This is a genomic window from Streptomyces sp. NPDC015127, assembly GCF_043080095.1.
GTDB lineage: Bacteria > Actinomycetota > Actinomycetes > Streptomycetales > Streptomycetaceae > Streptomyces.
Map to the genome: position 1 here is coordinate 381,778 of NZ_JBIBVE010000005.1, position 16,423 is coordinate 398,200.

The 16,423-nt window shown below is 69.6% G+C and carries 13 protein-coding genes and 1 tRNA gene; 9 read left to right on the forward strand and 5 right to left on the reverse strand.

All coding sequences use genetic code 11. From position 1 onward, the window contains the following. Nucleotides 1-150: 150 nt before the first annotated feature. The 7 genes from purS to purM all read left to right on the forward strand — a co-directional run bounded on the left by purS (nt 151) and on the right by purM (nt 8,196). Nucleotides 151-396 carry a phosphoribosylformylglycinamidine synthase subunit PurS gene (gene purS / locus ACF08N_RS12995; protein WP_189887244.1) on the forward strand — a complete coding sequence of 82 codons (246 nt, stop codon included), beginning with the start codon at nt 151-153 and terminating at the stop codon, nt 394-396. Beyond that, nucleotides 393-1,073, forward strand: coding sequence for a phosphoribosylformylglycinamidine synthase subunit PurQ (gene purQ, locus ACF08N_RS13000; RefSeq protein ID WP_392324635.1), 681 nt, complete (start codon nt 393-395; stop codon nt 1,071-1,073). Before purS ends, purQ begins: the two co-directional genes overlap by 4 nt. Continuing rightward, nucleotides 1,070-3,343 (forward strand): phosphoribosylformylglycinamidine synthase subunit PurL, encoded by a 2,274-nt coding sequence (gene purL / locus ACF08N_RS13005; RefSeq protein ID WP_392324636.1) that lies wholly within the window; start codon nt 1,070-1,072, stop codon nt 3,341-3,343. The genes purQ and purL overlap by 4 nt, the downstream gene beginning before the upstream one ends. A gap of 104 nt (nt 3,344-3,447) precedes the next feature. Further along, nucleotides 3,448-4,239 carry a sterol carrier family protein gene (locus ACF08N_RS13010; RefSeq protein WP_392324637.1) on the forward strand — a complete coding sequence of 264 codons (792 nt, stop codon included), beginning with the start codon at nt 3,448-3,450 and terminating at the stop codon, nt 4,237-4,239. 48 nt (nt 4,240-4,287) lie between these two features. Next, on the forward strand, nt 4,288-5,088 hold the full coding sequence (locus ACF08N_RS13015; RefSeq protein WP_392324638.1) for an META domain-containing protein: 801 nt from the start codon (nt 4,288-4,290) through the stop codon (nt 5,086-5,088). 456 nt (nt 5,089-5,544) lie between these two features. Beyond that, a complete protein-coding gene (purF, locus tag ACF08N_RS13020) occupies nt 5,545-7,062 on the forward strand; it encodes an amidophosphoribosyltransferase (RefSeq protein ID WP_392324639.1) in 1,518 nt (505 codons plus the stop codon). Nucleotides 7,063-7,095: 33 nt separating this feature from the next. After that, nucleotides 7,096-8,196, forward strand: coding sequence for a phosphoribosylformylglycinamidine cyclo-ligase (gene purM / locus ACF08N_RS13025; RefSeq protein WP_392324640.1), 1,101 nt, complete (start codon nt 7,096-7,098; stop codon nt 8,194-8,196). A gap of 54 nt (nt 8,197-8,250) precedes the next feature. On the opposite strand, the gene ACF08N_RS13030 is transcribed toward purM, so the two are convergent. After that, on the reverse strand, nt 8,251-8,514 hold the full coding sequence (locus ACF08N_RS13030; RefSeq protein ID WP_177153145.1) for a DUF3073 domain-containing protein: 264 nt from the start codon (nt 8,512-8,514) through the stop codon (nt 8,251-8,253). Between the two features lie 281 nt (nt 8,515-8,795). Then, nucleotides 8,796-9,887 carry a Leu/Phe/Val dehydrogenase gene (locus tag ACF08N_RS13035; RefSeq protein WP_392324695.1) on the reverse strand — a complete coding sequence of 364 codons (1,092 nt, stop codon included), beginning with the start codon at nt 9,885-9,887 and terminating at the stop codon, nt 8,796-8,798. Nucleotides 9,888-10,041: 154 nt separating this feature from the next. Here ACF08N_RS13035 and ACF08N_RS13040 point away from each other — a divergent pair, with 154 nt between their 5' ends. Both ACF08N_RS13040 and bldC read left to right on the forward strand, forming a co-directional pair. After that, a complete protein-coding gene (locus ACF08N_RS13040) occupies nt 10,042-10,872 on the forward strand; it encodes a hypothetical protein (RefSeq protein ID WP_392324641.1) in 831 nt (276 codons plus the stop codon). Nucleotides 10,873-11,349: 477 nt separating this feature from the next. Continuing rightward, nucleotides 11,350-11,556, forward strand: coding sequence for a developmental transcriptional regulator BldC (gene bldC, locus ACF08N_RS13045; RefSeq protein ID WP_003949541.1), 207 nt, complete (start codon nt 11,350-11,352; stop codon nt 11,554-11,556). 355 nt (nt 11,557-11,911) lie between these two features. Here bldC and ACF08N_RS13050 read toward each other — a convergent pair whose 3' ends face one another. The 3 genes from ACF08N_RS13050 to hrpA all read right to left on the reverse strand — a co-directional run bounded on the left by ACF08N_RS13050 (nt 11,912) and on the right by hrpA (nt 16,357). Further along, entirely contained in the window at nt 11,912-12,100 is a 189-nt protein-coding gene (locus ACF08N_RS13050; protein ID WP_392324642.1) for a DUF6274 family protein, read from the reverse strand. Nucleotides 12,101-12,217: 117 nt separating this feature from the next. Continuing rightward, a tRNA-Asp gene (locus tag ACF08N_RS13055) sits at nt 12,218-12,292 on the reverse strand. Nucleotides 12,293-12,382: 90 nt separating this feature from the next. Beyond that, nucleotides 12,383-16,357: an ATP-dependent RNA helicase HrpA gene (gene hrpA / locus ACF08N_RS13060; protein WP_392324643.1), complete on the reverse strand. Its 3,975-nt coding sequence runs from the start codon at nt 16,355-16,357 to the stop codon at nt 12,383-12,385. Nucleotides 16,358-16,423: the final 66 nt, after the last annotated feature.

Consider the following 16,423-nt stretch of genomic DNA (forward strand, 5'->3'; position numbering starts at 1 on the left):
GCCCTGCCAATTTTCTGCGCGTGTCCGCGGCAAAGGCGGTGGGATTCTTATCCGGGATTTAAGGGGTGCCCGACCGATATCTACTCGCGTAGATTTTCGGGGCGGGTACGCTGAGGGAACCGCCCTCGCAACACACCACCGGGAGTGCCCGTGGCTCGCGTCGTAGTCGACGTCATGCTCAAGCCCGAGATCCTCGACCCCCAGGGACAGGCGGTGCAGCGTGCACTGCCTCGACTGGGATTCGCCGGGATCGCGGACGTCCGTCAGGGAAAGCGCTTCGAACTGGAAGTGGACGGGCCGGTCGATGATGCCGCCCTTGCCCGCATCCATGAGATGGCCGAAACGTTCCTCGCCAACACCGTCATTGAGGACTTCGTCGTGAAGGTGGAGTCGTGACCGCTCGTATCGGCGTCGTCACCTTCCCCGGAACGCTGGACGACCGGGACGCGCTGCGTGCCGCCCGCCTCGCCGGTGCGGAGCCGGTGGCGCTGTGGCACCGGGACAAGGACCTCAAGCAGGTCGACGCGGTCGTCCTCGCCGGCGGCTTCTCCTACGGCGACTATCTGCGCGCCGGGGCGATCTCCCGGTTCTCGCCCGTGATGGAGACGATCATCGAGCAGGCGAAGGCCGGCATGCCGGTCCTCGGTATCTGCAACGGCTTCCAGGTCCTCACGGAGTCGCACCTGCTGCCCGGTGCGATGCTGCGGAACAACCACCTGCACTTCATCTGCCGCGACCAGAAGCTCCGCGTGGAGAACGCGGACACCGCCTGGACCGCCGACTACGAAGCCGGCCAGGAGATCTCCGTACCGCTGAAGAACATCGACGGCCGGTACGTCGCCGACGAGCGGGTCCTCGACGAGCTGGAGGCCGAGGGGCGGGTCGCCTTCCGCTACCTGGACGGCAACCCGAACGGTTCGCTGCGGGACATCGCCGGCATCACCAACGCCGCGGGCAACGTGGTCGGCCTGATGCCGCACCCGGAGCACGCCGTGGAGCCGCTGGTCGGTACGGGCCGTACCGACGGGCTCGGATTCTTCACTTCGATCTTGAAGAAGTTGGTCAGCGCATGACTCTCGACACCGTCAAGCACGCGGGCGAGACCCCGGACGCCGAGCAGCCCTGGAAGGAACTCGGCCTCAAGCAGGACGAGTACGACCGCATCCGGGAGATCCTGGGCCGCCGCCCGACCGGCGCCGAGCTCGCGATGTACTCCGTCATGTGGTCGGAGCACTGCTCGTACAAGAGCAGCAAGGTCCACCTGAAGCAGTTCGGCGAGAAGGTCCCCGAGAACGACGCGATGCTCGTCGGGATCGGCGAGAACGCGGGCGTCGTCGACGTCGGCCAGGGCTATGCGGTGACCTTCAAGGTCGAGTCGCACAACCACCCCTCCTACATCGAGCCCTACCAGGGCGCGGCCACCGGTGTCGGCGGCATCGTCCGCGACATCCTCGCGATGGGCGCGCGCCCGGTCGCGGTGGTGGACCCGCTGCGGTTCGGCGCGGCCGACCACCCCGACACCAAGCGCGTCCTGCCGGGCGTCGTCGCGGGCATCGGCGGCTACGGCAACTGCCTGGGGCTGCCGAACATCGGCGGAGAGGTCGTCTTCGACGCCTGCTACCAGGGCAACCCGCTGGTCAACGCCGGCTGCATCGGCGTGATGAAGCACGAGGACATCCACCTCGCCAAGGCGTCCGGCCCCGGCAACAAGGTCATCCTCTACGGCGCCCGCACCGGCGGCGACGGCATCGGCGGCGTCTCGGTCCTCGCGTCCGAGACCTTCGACGCTGCGTCCGACAGCGCCTCCGGCACGGGCAAGCCGAAGAAGCGGCCCGCGGTCCAGGTCGGTGACCCGTTCCAGGAGAAGCTCCTGATCGAGTGCACCCTGGAGATCTTCCGGGAGAAGCTCGTCGCCGGCATCCAGGACCTCGGCGGCGCGGGCCTGTCCTGCGCGACGAGCGAGCTGGCCTCCGCCGGATCCGGTGGCATGCGCGTCGAGCTGGACACGGTGCCGCTGCGAGATGCGACGCTCTCGCCGGAGGAGATCCTCATGAGCGAGTCGCAGGAGCGGATGTGCGCGATCGTCGAGCCGCAGTACGTCGAGCGGTTCATGGAGATCTGCGAGAAGTGGGACGTCATCGCCACCGTGATCGGTGAGGTCACCGACGGCGACCACTTGGAGATCTTCTGGCACGGTGAGCTGATCGTGGACGTGCCGCCGGGCACCGTCGCCCACGAGGGCCCCACCTACCACCGCCCCTACGCGCGCCCCGCCTGGCAGGACGCGCTGCAGGCCGACGACGCGAACAAGCTGCCCCGCCCGCAGACGGCGGCCGAGCTGCGCGAGCAGGTCCTGAAGCTGGTCGCGTCCCCGAACCAGGCGTCGAAGGCGTGGATCACGGACCAGTACGACCGGTTCGTGCAGGGCAACACGGTCCTGGCCCAGCCCGAGGACGCGGGCATGGTCCGCATCGACGAGGAGTCGAACCTGGGCGTGGCCCTGGCGACGGACGGCAACGGCCGGTACGCCAAGCTCGACCCCTACACCGGTGCGCAGCTCGCGCTGGCGGAGGCGTACCGCAACGTCGCCGCCTCCGGCGCCAAGCCGCTGGCGATCTCCGACTGCCTCAACTTCGGCTCGCCGGAGGACCCGGATGTGATGTGGCAGTTCGCGGAGGCCACCCGTGGTCTCGCGGACGGCTGCCTGCAGCTGGGCACCCCGGTCACCGGCGGCAACGTCTCGCTGTACAACCAGACCGGTGAGACGGCGATCCACCCCACGCCGGTCGTCGCCGTCCTGGGCGTGATCGACGACGTGACCCGGCGTACCCCGATCGCGTTCGCCGAGGAGGGCCAGCTGCTCTACCTGCTGGGCGACACGCGGGAGGAGTTCGGCGGCTCGGCCTGGTCCCAGGTCGTGCACGACCACCTCGGCGGCCTGCCCCCGCGGGTCGACCTCGACCGGGAGAAGCTGCTCGGCGAGATCCTGATCTCCGCCTCCCGTGACGGCATGATCGACGCCGCGCACGACCTGTCCGACGGCGGCCTGGTCCAGGCCGTGGTCGAGTCCTGCCTGCGCGGCGGCCACGGTGCCCGCCTCGTCGTGCCGGACGGACTGGACGCGTTCACGTTCCTGCTCAGCGAGTCGGCCGGCCGCGCGGTCGTCGCCGTCCCGCGCAGCGAGGAGCTCCGCTTCACCGACATGTGCGGCGCACGCGGCCTGCCGGCGACCCGTATCGGTGTCGTCGACGGCGACGCGGTGGACGTGCAGGGCGAGTTCAGCATCCCGCTCGACGAACTCCGCACCGCCCACGAGGAGACCATTCCGGGTCTGCTCGTCTGACGGAGTCCTGGCACCGAGGACGGCCCCGCCCCCTTCCGGGGGGCGGGGCCGTTCTTGTGCCGGTGCCGGGTCCGTTGTCGTACCCAGGCCGTAGGGTCGGCGTCATGCCGCCCGCCAGGAAGCGTCTTCGCGTCTACGACCCCGCCAGGACCCGTGCCGCCGTGCTCGCGCAGTTCGAGCTGGTGCGCGCCGCCGTGGGCGGCCTGACGCAGGAGCAGCTCGCCCTGCCGACGCGGCTCGGGGAGTGGACCGTGCGCGAGCTGGCCGCGCACCTCGCCATGGCGGTCGCGGCCGTCCCCCGGTATCTCGCCCTGCCCGAGCCGGCCCGGCAGGAGGTCGCGCTGCTCGACTGGCCCTTCGCGACCGTCACGGCCGCCGGGCAGGTCGACGAGGACACGCGGGAGTTCGCCGCGAGCGCCGGACTCGACGAGCTGTTCGCGCGCACGGCCGAGCGCGTCGGAGAGCTGCTGCCGCTGGTGCCGGACGAGCGGCTGGTGCCGACGCGGTTCGGGGCCATGCGGCTCGGGGACTTCCTCGTCACCCGCACCGTCGAGCTGGTCGTCCACACCGACGACCTGGCGGCCGCGACCGGCGAGGACATCCCGTACGACCGGCAGGCGCTCGCCGCCTGCACCCGGCTGCTCGCCGACGCGCTCGCGGTCAAGGCGCCCGGGGCGTCGACGGAGGTGCGGATTCCGCCGTTCGCCGTCGTCCAGTGCGTGGAGGGGCCCCGGCACACGCGGGGCACGCCGCCCAATGTCGTCGAGACCGATCCGCTGACCTGGATCCGGCTCGCCACCGGCCGTACGGGCTGGCGGGAGGCGCTGGAAGCCGGGAAGGTCAGCGCCGGAGGGGAGCGCGCGGACCTGGGCCCGCTGCTGCCGATCCTCGGCTGAGCCGCGACCTGGGGGGAACCGCCTGCGGGGCCGTCCCGTCCCAGGGATATGCGCTACCAGCTGAGCATTCCTGTCACCGCCCTGGCCCTCCTGGCCCTGTCCGCCTGCGGTACGGAGCAGGGAGGCGGGTCCGGCGACTCCGTGACACCGGACGTTCCTCTGACCGGCGTGCGCTGGACGGTGGAGAGCGTCAGCGTCGACGGCACCAAGACCGCCTCCCCGTCCGACGCGTACGTCGAGATCACCGACAAGGGCCGGGCGCAGGGCAACTACGGCTGCAACCACTTCGGCGCCGACATCACGGTCGAGGGCGACACCATTACGGTCGGCCCCGGCGAGATGACCGAGATGGCCTGCGACAAGAAGATCCAGGGCTTCGAGGACACGCTGCGCGCCGCCTTCTCCGGCAAGCTCAAGGCGAAGCTGACCGACGGCAGGCTCACCCTCACCAGCGAAAAGGGCGACGCGATCGCGCTGAACGCCGAGCGGCCCGCCCCGCTGGTCGGCACCCGGTGGACCGTGGATTCCCTGGTGTCCGGCGGGACCGCCACCTCGCTGCCCGCGGGCAGCGAGGGCAAGGCGCATCTGACCATCGCCAAGGACGGGACCGTCGGCGGCAGCCTCGGCTGCAACCGCTTCTCCAGCACCGCGAAGGTCTCCGGCGACTCGATCACCTTCGGCCGCCTCGCCTCCACCCGGAAGCTGTGCCCCGGCCCTGAGATGGATCTGGAGCGCGAGATGGTCAAGGTGCTGGAGCAGGGGACGGTGAAGTACGAGGTGAAACACCGCGCCCTGACCCTCACCGCGTCGAACGGCAAGGGGCTGGCGGCCTTCGCGGACATGCGCTGACCGGGAGATGGCCGACCGGGACACAACCGTTGTAACCGGGCGAGAGTGAGCGCAGGCCAGGACGCGGAAGAGGGCCGCCAGGTGCCCGGAATGTCCGGGAATGCGCCCCCTGTCGACGGAACCCGGATGTGAACTAGCGCACGCGGCCGCAGACGGCGCCCGCGACCCCGGCCGGGTCGACGCGGCGGCGCCCCACGAGGGTGACCGCACCGTCACCCGGCGGCCGCTCGGCACACGAGCTCGCCCGGGCCCGGCCAGGTGTGTGACCGATCGTCCCGGCATGCGGACGCTGCCATGGACACCTTGTCGATCTCCGGCGGTCGCTCCCGCTGCCGTACGGGCACCGGTGATTCGGGTCCCCGGCACGACGCGGCGGCCGCCCGACGGGCCCCCGAGACCCGGTTGCGAGGCATCCCCAATTCGGACCAGTGGTCGATCTCGCCTACACTCGGTGGCGTGCCACGTGGTGACGGACGACTCAACCACGACCTGCTCCCCGGCGAGAAGGGCCCCCAGGACGCTTGCGGCGTCTTCGGTGTCTGGGCTCCGGGTGAAGAGGTCGCGAAGCTCACTTACTTCGGGCTCTACGCCCTCCAACATCGAGGCCAGGAATCCGCGGGAATCGCGGTCAGCAACGGCTCTCAGATCCTCGTCTTCAAGGACATGGGCCTCGTGTCCCAGGTCTTCGACGAGACCTCTCTCGGCTCCCTGACCGGTCACATCGCGGTCGGTCACGCCCGCTACTCGACCACGGGCGCCTCCGTGTGGGAGAACGCGCAGCCGACCTTCCGGGCCACGGCCCACGGCTCGATCGCGCTCGGCCACAACGGAAACCTGGTCAACACGGCGCAGCTGGCCGAGATGGTCGCCGAGCTCCCCAAGGAGAACGGCCGCGCCACCCAGGTCGCCGCGACCAACGACACCGATCTGGTCACCGCTCTGCTCGCCGGACAGGTGGACGACGACGGCAAGCCGCTGACGATCGAGGAAGCGGCCGCCAAGGTCCTCCCCGACGTCCGGGGCGCCTTCTCGCTCGTCTTCATGGACGAGCACACCCTCTACGCGGCCCGTGACCCGCAGGGCATCCGCCCGCTGGTCCTCGGCCGTCTCGACCGCGGCTGGGTCGTCGCCTCCGAGAGCGCCGCTCTCGACATCTGCGGCGCGAGCTTCGTCCGCGAGATCGAGCCCGGCGAGCTCATCGCCATCGACGAGAACGGCATCCGTACCTCTCGCTTCGCAGAAGCGAAGCCCAAGGGCTGTGTCTTCGAGTACGTCTACCTGGCGCGTCCCGACACCGACATCGCCGGCCGGAACGTCTACCTCTCCCGGGTCGAGATGGGCCGGAAACTGGCCAAGGAAGCCCCGGTCGACGCCGACCTCGTCATAGCGACGCCGGAGTCCGGTACGCCCGCCGCGATCGGCTACGCCGAGGCCAGCGGCATCCCGTACGGCTCCGGCCTGGTGAAGAACGCCTACGTCGGCCGCACCTTCATCCAGCCCTCGCAGACCATCCGCCAGCTGGGCATCCGCCTGAAGCTGAACCCGCTGAAGGAAGTCATCCGCGGCAAGCGGCTGGTCGTCGTGGACGACTCGATCGTCCGCGGCAACACCCAGCGGGCCCTGGTCAAGATGCTCCGCGAGGCCGGTGCCGCCGAGGTCCACATCCGGATCTCGTCCCCGCCGGTGAAGTGGCCCTGCTTCTTCGGCATCGACTTCGCGACACGCGCCGAGCTCATCGCCAACGGCATGTCGATCGACGAGATCGGCAAGTCCCTGGGCGCCGACTCCCTCGCGTACATCTCCATCGACGGCATGATCGAGGCGACCACCATCGCCAAGCCGAACCTGTGCCGCGCCTGCTTCGACGGCGAGTACCCGATGGAGCTGCCCGACCCCGAGCTGCTCGGCAAGCAGCTTCTGGAGACCGAGCTTGCGGGCGGCGCCGACGCCGCCGACGCGCTCCGTCGCCCGTGATCCCTGCAGTACGACACGAAAGCTCTCGACCTCATGACTTCTGAGTCGTTTGAGCCTGCTCCGCAGGCGGGCACCGGTGCCAGCTACGCGGCTGCGGGCGTCGACATCGATGCGGGTGACCGCGCTGTCGAGCTGATGAAGCAGTGGGTGAAGAAGACGCAGCGCGCTGAAGTCGCGGGCCTTGGCGGCCTCGGCGGCTTCGCCGGCCTCTTCGACGCCTCCGCCCTCAAGCGCTACGAGCGCCCGCTGCTCGCCTCCGCGACCGACGGCGTCGGTACGAAGGTCGACATCGCCCGCCGGATGGGTGTGTACGACACCATCGGCCACGACCTGGTCGCGATGGTCATGGACGACATCGTCGTCTGCGGCGCCGAGCCGCTGTTCATGACCGACTACATCTGTGTCGGCAAGGTCCACCCGGAGCGGGTGGCCGGGATCGTCAAGGGCATCGCCGAGGGCTGTGTCCTCGCCGGCACGGCGCTGGTCGGCGGCGAGACCGCCGAGCACCCGGGTCTGCTGGGTCCGGACGACTTCGACGTCGCCGGTGCGGGCACCGGTGTGGTGGAGGCGGACCGGCTGCTGGGGGCGGATCGCATCCGTACGGGTGACGTCGTCATCGCGATGGCGTCGTCGGGGCTTCACTCCAACGGGTACTCGCTGGTGCGGCACGTGCTGTTCGACCGGGCGAAGATGACGCTGGAGCAGGAGGTCGAGGAGCTCGGCCGCACGCTCGGCGAGGAGCTGCTGGAGCCCACCAAGATCTACTCGCTGGACTGCCTGGCGCTCACCCGGACCACCGACGTGCACGCGTTCAGCCACATCACCGGCGGCGGGCTGGCGAACAATCTGGCCCGGGTCGTCCCGGACGATCTGCACGCGACGATCGACCGCTCCACCTGGGCGCCGGGTGCCGTGTTCGATCTCGTCGGCACGGCCGGCCGGGTCGAGCGGCTGGAGCTGGAGAAGACGCTGAACATGGGCGTCGGCATGATGGCCGTCGTCCCCGCCGAGTCCGTCGACGTCGCGCTGACGACGCTGGCCGACCGTGGTGTGGACGCCTGGGTCGCGGGCGAGATCATCGAGCGAGGCGACCGCGGCACGGGTGCCGAGCTGACCGGCGACTACGCAAGCTGAACAGCACAGAACCCGGTCCGGGGCAGGCCCCGGACCGGGTCGGTGAGTACAGCGTCAAGCGCCGCGGCGCTGCGACGAAGGACCGGACTCGTCGTCCTCGTCCTCATCGTCGTTGTACATGTCCGCGTACCGTGCGTACGGGTCGTCTTCCTCGTCGTCGTCCTCGAACGGCTCGCCGTTCGGCGGCTGGCTCGAAATCGGACTCGAAGTCGATGCGCCCAGCTCGTTGGCCAGACGCGACAGGTCAGTCCCGCCGCTGTTGTACTTCAGCTGGCGGGCGACCTTTGTCTGCTTGGCCTTGGCCCGGCCGCGCCCCATGGCTCGACCCCCTCGGTGACGGGGCTCGACGGCCCCAGAGTCTTGACACGCGTTCATGAGTCGGAACGGGCTCTCCGTGAAGAGCTCGGTCCGTAGGGCTTCAACGGTACCTGCTTCCGCGGCCATACGGTACGCCGCCCGCATGAGGTGCCGCTTCACACGACCCGCGAGGCGCCCTGTCCTCGCTGGTCAACTGCGATTTTAACCTCTTCCTGGTGCCCGACCCGCCGACCGGGGTGAGTCTTGTCTCGCCGGACAGGCGGGCCGGGCGGGTTCCCGGGTCAGCGGCGGCGGGCGTCGGCCATGCGCTGCTCGGCGATCCGGTCGGCCGCCGCGGCCGGCGGAATGCCGTCTTCCTTCGCACGTGCGAAGATCGCCAGCGTGGTGTCGAAGATCTTCGACGCCTTCGCCCTGCACCGGTCGAAGTCGAAGCCGTGCAGCTCGTCGGCAACCTGGATGACGCCGCCGGCGTTCACCACGTAGTCGGGGGCGTAGAGGATCCCGCGGTCGGCGAGGTCCTTCTCGACGCCAGGGTGCGCGAGCTGGTTGTTGGCCGCGCCGCAGACGATCTTCGCGGTCAGCACCGGGACGCTCGCGTCGTTCAGGGCGCCGCCGAGCGCGCAGGGCGCGTAGACGTCGAGACCCTCGGTGCGGATCAGGGCGTCGGTGTCGGCGACCGCCGTGACGCCCGGGTGCTTGTCGAGGATGCGGCGCACGGACTCCTCCCGCACATCGGTGATCACGACCTCGGCCCCGTCGGAGAGCAGGTGCTCGACCAGGTGGTGGCCGACCTTGCCGACGCCGGCGACACCGACCTTGCGGCCGCGCAGCGTCGGGTCGCCCCACAGGTGCTGGGCCGAGGCGCGCATGCCCTGGAAGACGCCGTAGGCGGTGAGCACGGACGAGTCGCCCGCGCCGCCGTTCTCGAGGGAGCGGCCGGTGACCCAGCGGCTCTCGCGCGCGACGACGTCCATGTCGGCCACGTAGGTGCCGACGTCGCAGGCGGTCACGTAACGGCCGCCGAGCGAGTCCACGAACCGGCCGTAGGCCAGCAGCAGCTCCTCGGACTTGATCAGCTCGGGGTCACCGATGATCACGGCCTTGCCGCCGCCGTGGTCGAGGCCGGCCATGGCGTTCTTGTACGACATGCCCCGGGAGAGGTTCAGCGCGTCCGCGACGGCGTCCTCGTCGGAGGCGTACGGGTAGAAGCGGGTGCCGCCGAGAGCCGGGCCCAGGGCGGTGGAGTGGATGGCGATCACGGCCTTCAGGCCGGAGGCGCGGTCCTGGCACAGCACGACCTGCTCGTGTCCTCCCTGCTCCGATCGGAACAGAGTGTGCAGTACATCGACCGGCGCGCCGGTTACATCGGTCACGGTGGTGACTCCCAAGTAGAAGCGGCGGATGCGGGCCTTCCTGCGGGTGGGGAAGGTCCGGTTGGGCAAGAGAGTAAGTCCTACGCCAGCGTAGATCCGACCCAGTGCCGAGGATCACCCTCCGGCGGAGTACCGCCGTGGAAGGATCTGCGGCATGCCAGCGCTGTCCTCGGTCCTTGTCCCGTACGCGGCCTATCTGCGGGTCTACGAGCCGCTGGCGGCCTTCCCCGAGCCCGAGCGCGGCCACTGGGCGCGTTACGCCCGCAGGGAGGACACCCCGACCGCGCAGGACGAACTGCGCCGGTCCCTGGCGGATTTGCTGCCGACCCCGCCCGTCGCGGTCCCTGTCCACGAGAGCGCGGACGCCTTCGTGACCGATGTCGACGGCGTGGTGTGCGTCTGCCCGTGGCGCACCCGGCTGCGCGGCTGGCTGGCGCTGGAGGAGCTGTCGGCCCAGCTGCCCGCGGCGCTGCTGGACGCGGTGCTGCCGCCGGTCGTCCGGGGACAGGCCGCTGCCGACTTCGAGCAGTGGCGCGAGCGGAACCCGGACGCCCGCCCGTGGATCAGGACGGCCGTGTGGGGCGTGCCCGTGGGGTGGTTCGTGCTCTTCGCCGACGAGGAGCGCGAGTACACGGCGACGCCCCCCTCGCTGCGCTACCGGACGCCGATGGTCCAGGCCCGCCGGCGGCTGGCCCGGGGGCTGCGGACGCTGCGGGAGGCGATCGACGAGGGGCCGCTGACCGAGAGCCTGGTGGACGTGGGGCGGTGGCTGGAGGAGTTCCACCCGCGCTCGCTGGTCGAGCTGGATTACGGCGGCCTCGTGCACGCGCTGCCCGGTGAGCAGCTGGCGGAGGACCGGTCGGCGGCGGACGCGGCGGAGGGGATCGCTGCGCTGCGGGCCGGGGACGGCGAGGGCGCGGCGGAGGCGTACGGGCGTCTGACGGAGCGTTGGAGGGCTGTGAGGGATCGTCAATTCGCGAACTGACGAAGGGGTGCGGAGAGGTCCGCCGCCGAGAGGGGACGTAGGTCCCGATCCGGGCGATTGCCCCAAGCGTGACGGATTACACTAACCGCTCCCTTGCGTCTATCGCCTTCCCTCGTGTCAAAATAGGACAAGGAGTCCGGGGAGGGTTCCTTCCGTCCAAGTGAGGGCGGATTACTCAGCATTGCACGCTATGGGGGGTCTGAGGACTCCTGATCGCTCTGTGACTGATCGTCACTGTGACGTGACTGTCCGTTATGGCATGGTCCATCGGCCTTCCGCCGCTGATGGACACCTGAGAGGGCAATTCCATCGGTTTGGCCGACGTGGCTGGACAGATGGTGTAGTTGTAGTGCCGAGGACAAGCCGTTCGTCCTATAACCGACTCGGCCCGCGTCCGCCATTTCGGGCAACGCGGGTCAAGGTGCAGAATTTAGAGGAAAGAACCGAGATGGTTCGGTTCTCCCGAGGAGGCCGCTCATGACCGCTCGCACCCCTGATGCCGAGCCGCTGCTGACCCCGGCTGAGGTTGCCACGATGTTCCGCGTGGACCCGAAGACGGTCACCCGCTGGGCTAAGGCGGGCAAGCTCACGTCCATCCGCACGCTCGGTGGACATCGCCGTTATCGCGAGGCAGAGGTCCGCGCACTGCTTGCGGGTATTCCGCAGCAGCGCAGCGAGGCCTGAACACCCCGTTTGACCGGGCATTTCCGGGGCCCCCACCCTGGATGAGCCCACCACTGGCTCCACAGACGTGCGTCTGCCCCAACAGGCCTTCGTCTTCGATCGCGCTGGACTCCGCCGGGTCCAGCGCGATCTTTTTGTGCGCTCGCGCCGGCTGTTGCCGGGGTGGCGCATGACATCGGTGTCGATCTCTGGGGCCCGTGGGGACATAGTGCAATGGCACATATTAAATGGGCCCCTTGTATGGAGGGGTTAAGTTCAAGGGTTCAGGAAATCCGTTCGGTGACACCCGTCACACTGCGCCACTCTTGCCAAAACGCGGCCGATCACCGAAAGAGGCTCACTGGGCTGGGCGTTGTCACTCCTCGGTGGGTTCCGGGGAGGCGTCGGGTGCGGCCGGCTCGGGCTCGGGGCGCTCCATGGCGAGGCGCAGGAGCCGATGGCAGACGGGGCAGCTCCTCGTGAGGTGGCGGTAGCCCGTGGCGGCCGCCAGGTGGGCGCGCAGCAGCGCGCGGGTCTCGTGCCGCCTCGCCGCCGATGCCGCCATGTACGCCACCCCCTGGACCCTGGGTACCGGTGGCGGAAGACGCCGTCAAGACGGCCCGTGCGCGCACACACGACGAAGGCCCGCATCGATGTGATGCGGGCCTTCGGTCAATACGCGCGGTCCTGACGGGATTTGAACCCGCGGCCTCCACCTTGACAGGGTGGCGAGCACTCCAAACTGCTCCACAGGACCAGGTCTCGCGGCCGAACACTCCTTGGCCGCGAGAGAGACTGTACAGCAGGTCGGCTGGTCAGGTCGAACTCACTCAGGGCGACCGGACCGTCACGGCGCGGCGGCGTCGATCGCCTTCACGATCCGCTTGTCCGAGACCGGGTACGCCGTGCCCAGCGCGTGCGCGAAATAGCTCACCCGCAGCTCCTCGATCATCCAGCGGATGTCCCGGACCTCCTGGGGCACCGGCCGGCCCTGGGGCAGCTGCTCCAGCAGCCAGGCGTACTCGTCCTGCATCTCGTGGACCTTCTCCATACGCGTGGTGTCGCGCTGGACGGCCGTCGGCATCTGCTGCAGGCGGCGGTCCGCGGCGACCAGGTAGCGCATCAGGTCGGGCAGCCGGCGCAGACCCGTACGCGTCACGAAGCCGGCCGGCACGAGGGCCGCCAGCTGCTCACGGACGTCCTGCACGTTGTTGATCAGGGTCAGGCTGTTCGTGGCCTTCAGGCGGCGCTCACAGGCCTGCCAGGCCGCCAGGATCTGCTGCACCTGGTCGATCGTGCGGACGGTCAGGTCAACGAGGTCGGCCCGGACCCTGTCGAACAGCTTCCGGAACGATTCCTCGTCCCAGGCAGGTCCGCCGTGGTCGGCGATGAGCCGGTCCGCCGCCGCCATGGCGCAGTCCTCGAACAGCGCCTGGACCGATCCGTGCGGATTACGGGACAGCGCCAGCTTCTGCTGGTTCGTCAGCCGGTCGGAGGCGAACTTCGCCGGACTCACCGGGATGTTGAGCATGATCAGCCGACGCGTGCCCCGCCACATCGCCTGCGCCTGCTCGGCCTCGGTGTCGAAGAGCCGTACGGAGACCGTGTTTGCCGCGGGCCCCTCTGCCTCGACGAGCGCCGGGTACGCCTTGACCGGCTGGCCGGCCCGGCGCGTTTCGAACACCTTGGGCAGCGTGCCGATCGTCCAGTCCGTCAGGCCCGTGCGCTCCAGGGACGCGCCCGAGGGGCCGGACGAGGCGGCGGCCTTGGACAGGGCCTGGCGGGCCTTGGGCCGCAGCTGGAGCTTCAGCGCCTCCAGATCCTTGTCCTCGGCCAGCTTCCGGCGCCGCTCGTCGACGATACGGAAGGTGATCTTGAGGTGGTCGGGGACCCGGGAGAGGTCGAAGTCGTCGGCCGAGACCGGGACGCCGACCATCCGCTGGAGCTCGCGGGCCAGGGTGACGGGCAGCGGTTCCTGCTGGGGTTCCCCATGCCGAAGGCCAGGGGACACGGCCCTCTCCAGGAACGCCTTCGCGTAGTTCGGCGCCGGCACGTAGTGGCGGCGGACCGGCTTCGGGAGGGAGCGGATCAGCTCGGTGACGACCTCCTCGCGCAGGCCGGGGATCTGCCAGTCGAAGCCCTCGTCGGTGACCTGGTTCAGCACCTGGAGCGGGATGTGCACGGTGACGCCGTCGGCGTCCGCGCCCGGCTCGAACTGGTACGTCACCCGGAACTTCAGCCGGCCCTGCCGCCACGCGTCCGGGTAGTCGTCCTTGGTGACCGCGCCGGCCTTCTCGTTGATGAGCATCTCGCGCTCGAAGTCGAGCAGGTCGGGCTGCTCACGGCGCTTGTGCTTCCACCAGGAGTCGAAGTGCGCACCGGACACGACGTGTTCGGGCACCCGCTGGTCGTAGAAGTCGAAGAGGGTCTCGTCGTCCACGAGGATGTCGCGTCGGCGGGCCCGGTGCTCCAGCTCCTCGACCTCGGTCAGGAGTTTGCGGTTGTCCGCGAAGAACTTGTGGTGCGTGCGCCAGTCGCCCTCGACGAGAGCGTTGCGGATGAACAGGTCGCGCGAGGTCTCCGGATCGATGCGCCCGTAGTTCACCTTGCGCTGGGCGACGATCGGCACGCCGTAGAGCGTCACCTTCTCGTACGCCATGACGGCCGCGGCGTCCTTCTCCCAGTGCGGCTCGCTGTACGTACGCTTCAGCAAATGCCCGGCGAGCGGCTCGATCCACTCCGGCTCGATCTTCGCGTTGACACGGGCCCACAGGCGCGAGGTCTCCACCAGCTCGGCGGACATGACGAACCGCGGCGGCTTCTTGAAGAGGGCCGAGCCGGGGAAGATCGCGAACTTGGCGTTCCGCGCGCCCAGGTACTCGTTCTTCGCGCCCTCCTTCACGTCCTTCATGCCGACGTGCGACAGCAGGCCGGAGAGCAGGGACACGTGGACGGACTGCTCCGGGGCGGCTGTGCCCGCCGAAGGCTCCTCGAGGTGCATGCCCATCTGCTTGGCGACCGTGCGCAGCTGCGAGTAGATGTCCTGCCATTCGCGGATGCGCAGGAAGTTCAGGTACTCCTGCTTGCACATGCGGCGGAAGCTGGAGGAGCCGCGCTCCTTCTGCTGCTCGCGGATGTAGCGCCACAGGTTGAGGAAGGCGAGGAAATCGCTCGTCTCGTCCTTGAAGCGCGCGTGCTGCTGGTCGGCCTGTGCCTGCTTCTCGGCCGGGCGCTCGCGCGGGTCCTGGATGGACAGTGCGGCCGCGATCACCATGACCTCGCGCACGCAGCCGTTCTTTTCGGCCTCGATGACCATCCGGGCGAGCCGCGGGTCGACCGGGAGCTGGGAGAGCTTGCGGCCGAGCTGCGTGAGCTTCTTGCGGGGGTCCTTCTCGGCCGGGTCGAACGCGCCCAGCTCCTGGAGCAGCTGCACGCCGTCGCGGATGTTGCGGTGGTCCGGCGGATCGATGAACGGGAACTTCTCGATGTCGCCCAGCCCGGCCGCCGTCATCTGGAGGATGACGGACGCGAGGTTGGTGCGCAGGATCTCCGCGTCCGTGAACTCGGGGCGGGAGAGGAAGTCGTCCTCGCTGTAGAGGCGGATGCAGATGCCGTCGGAGGTACGGCCGCAGCGGCCCTTGCGCTGGTTGGCGCTGGCCTGGCTGACCGGCTCGATCGGCAGCCGCTGCACCTTGGTGCGGTGGCTGTAGCGCGAGATACGGGCGGTGCCCGGGTCGATCACGTACTTGATGCCGGGGACGGTCAGCGAGGTCTCGGCGACGTTCGTGGCCAGGACGATCCGGCGGCCGGTGTGCGGCTGGAAGACGCGGTGCTGCTCGGCGTGCGACAGGCGCGCGTAGAGGGGGAGCACCTCGGTGAATCTGTACTGCTTCTTGTTGAGCGCGTCCGCGGTGTCGCGGATCTCGCGCTCGCCGGAGAGGAAGACGAGGATGTCGCCCTTGCCCTCGCCCATCAGCTCCTCGACGGCGTCCGTGATCGCGGTGATCTGGTCGCGGTCGGCGTCCTCGGCGTCCTCTTCGAGGAGGGGGCGGTAGCGGACCTCGACGGGGTAGGTCCGGCCGCTGACCTCGACGATCGGCGCGTCGCCGAAGTGGCGGGAGAAGCGCTCCGGGTCGATCGTCGCGGACGTGATCACGACCTTGAGGTCCGGGCGCCTGGGCAGCAGCTGCGCGAGATAGCCGAGCAGGAAGTCGATGTTCAGCGACCGCTCGTGCGCCTCGTCGATGATGATCGTGTCGTAGGCGCGCAGCTCGCGGTCCGTCTGGATCTCGGCGAGCAGGATGCCGTCCGTCATCAGCTTCACGAACGTCGAGTCCTGGTTCACCTGGTCGGTGAAGCGGACCTTCCAGCCCACCGCCTCGCCGAGCGGGGTCCGCAGCTCCTCCGCGACACGCTCGGCGACCGTACGGGCCGCGATACGGCGGGGCTGCGTATGGCCGATCATGCCCCGTACGCCGCGGCCGAGCTCCAGGCAGATCTTGGGGATCTGGGTCGTCTTGCCGGAGCCGGTCTCGCCCGCGACGATCACGACCTGGTGGTCGCGTATCGCCTCCAGGATCACGTCCTTCTTCTGGCTGACCGGGAGCTGCTCGGGATAGGTGACCTCGGGCACGCGTTCGGCGCGCCGCGCGGTGCGGGCCGCGGACTTCTCGGCCTCGGTGGCGATCTCGTCCAGCACGGCCTGCCGCGCCTCGGGCTTACGGATGCGGCGGGCGCCCTCGAGACGGCGGCCGAGCCGGTGGGCGTCGCGCAGGGACGCCCCGGCCAGCAGGGTCTGGAGGTCGGCGAAGGAAGTAGACATACGGAGTCCAGGATCGCACTCTCCGGAAAGCACTGGCGAACTCATTTCGTCAGCAAGCTGGTGCAG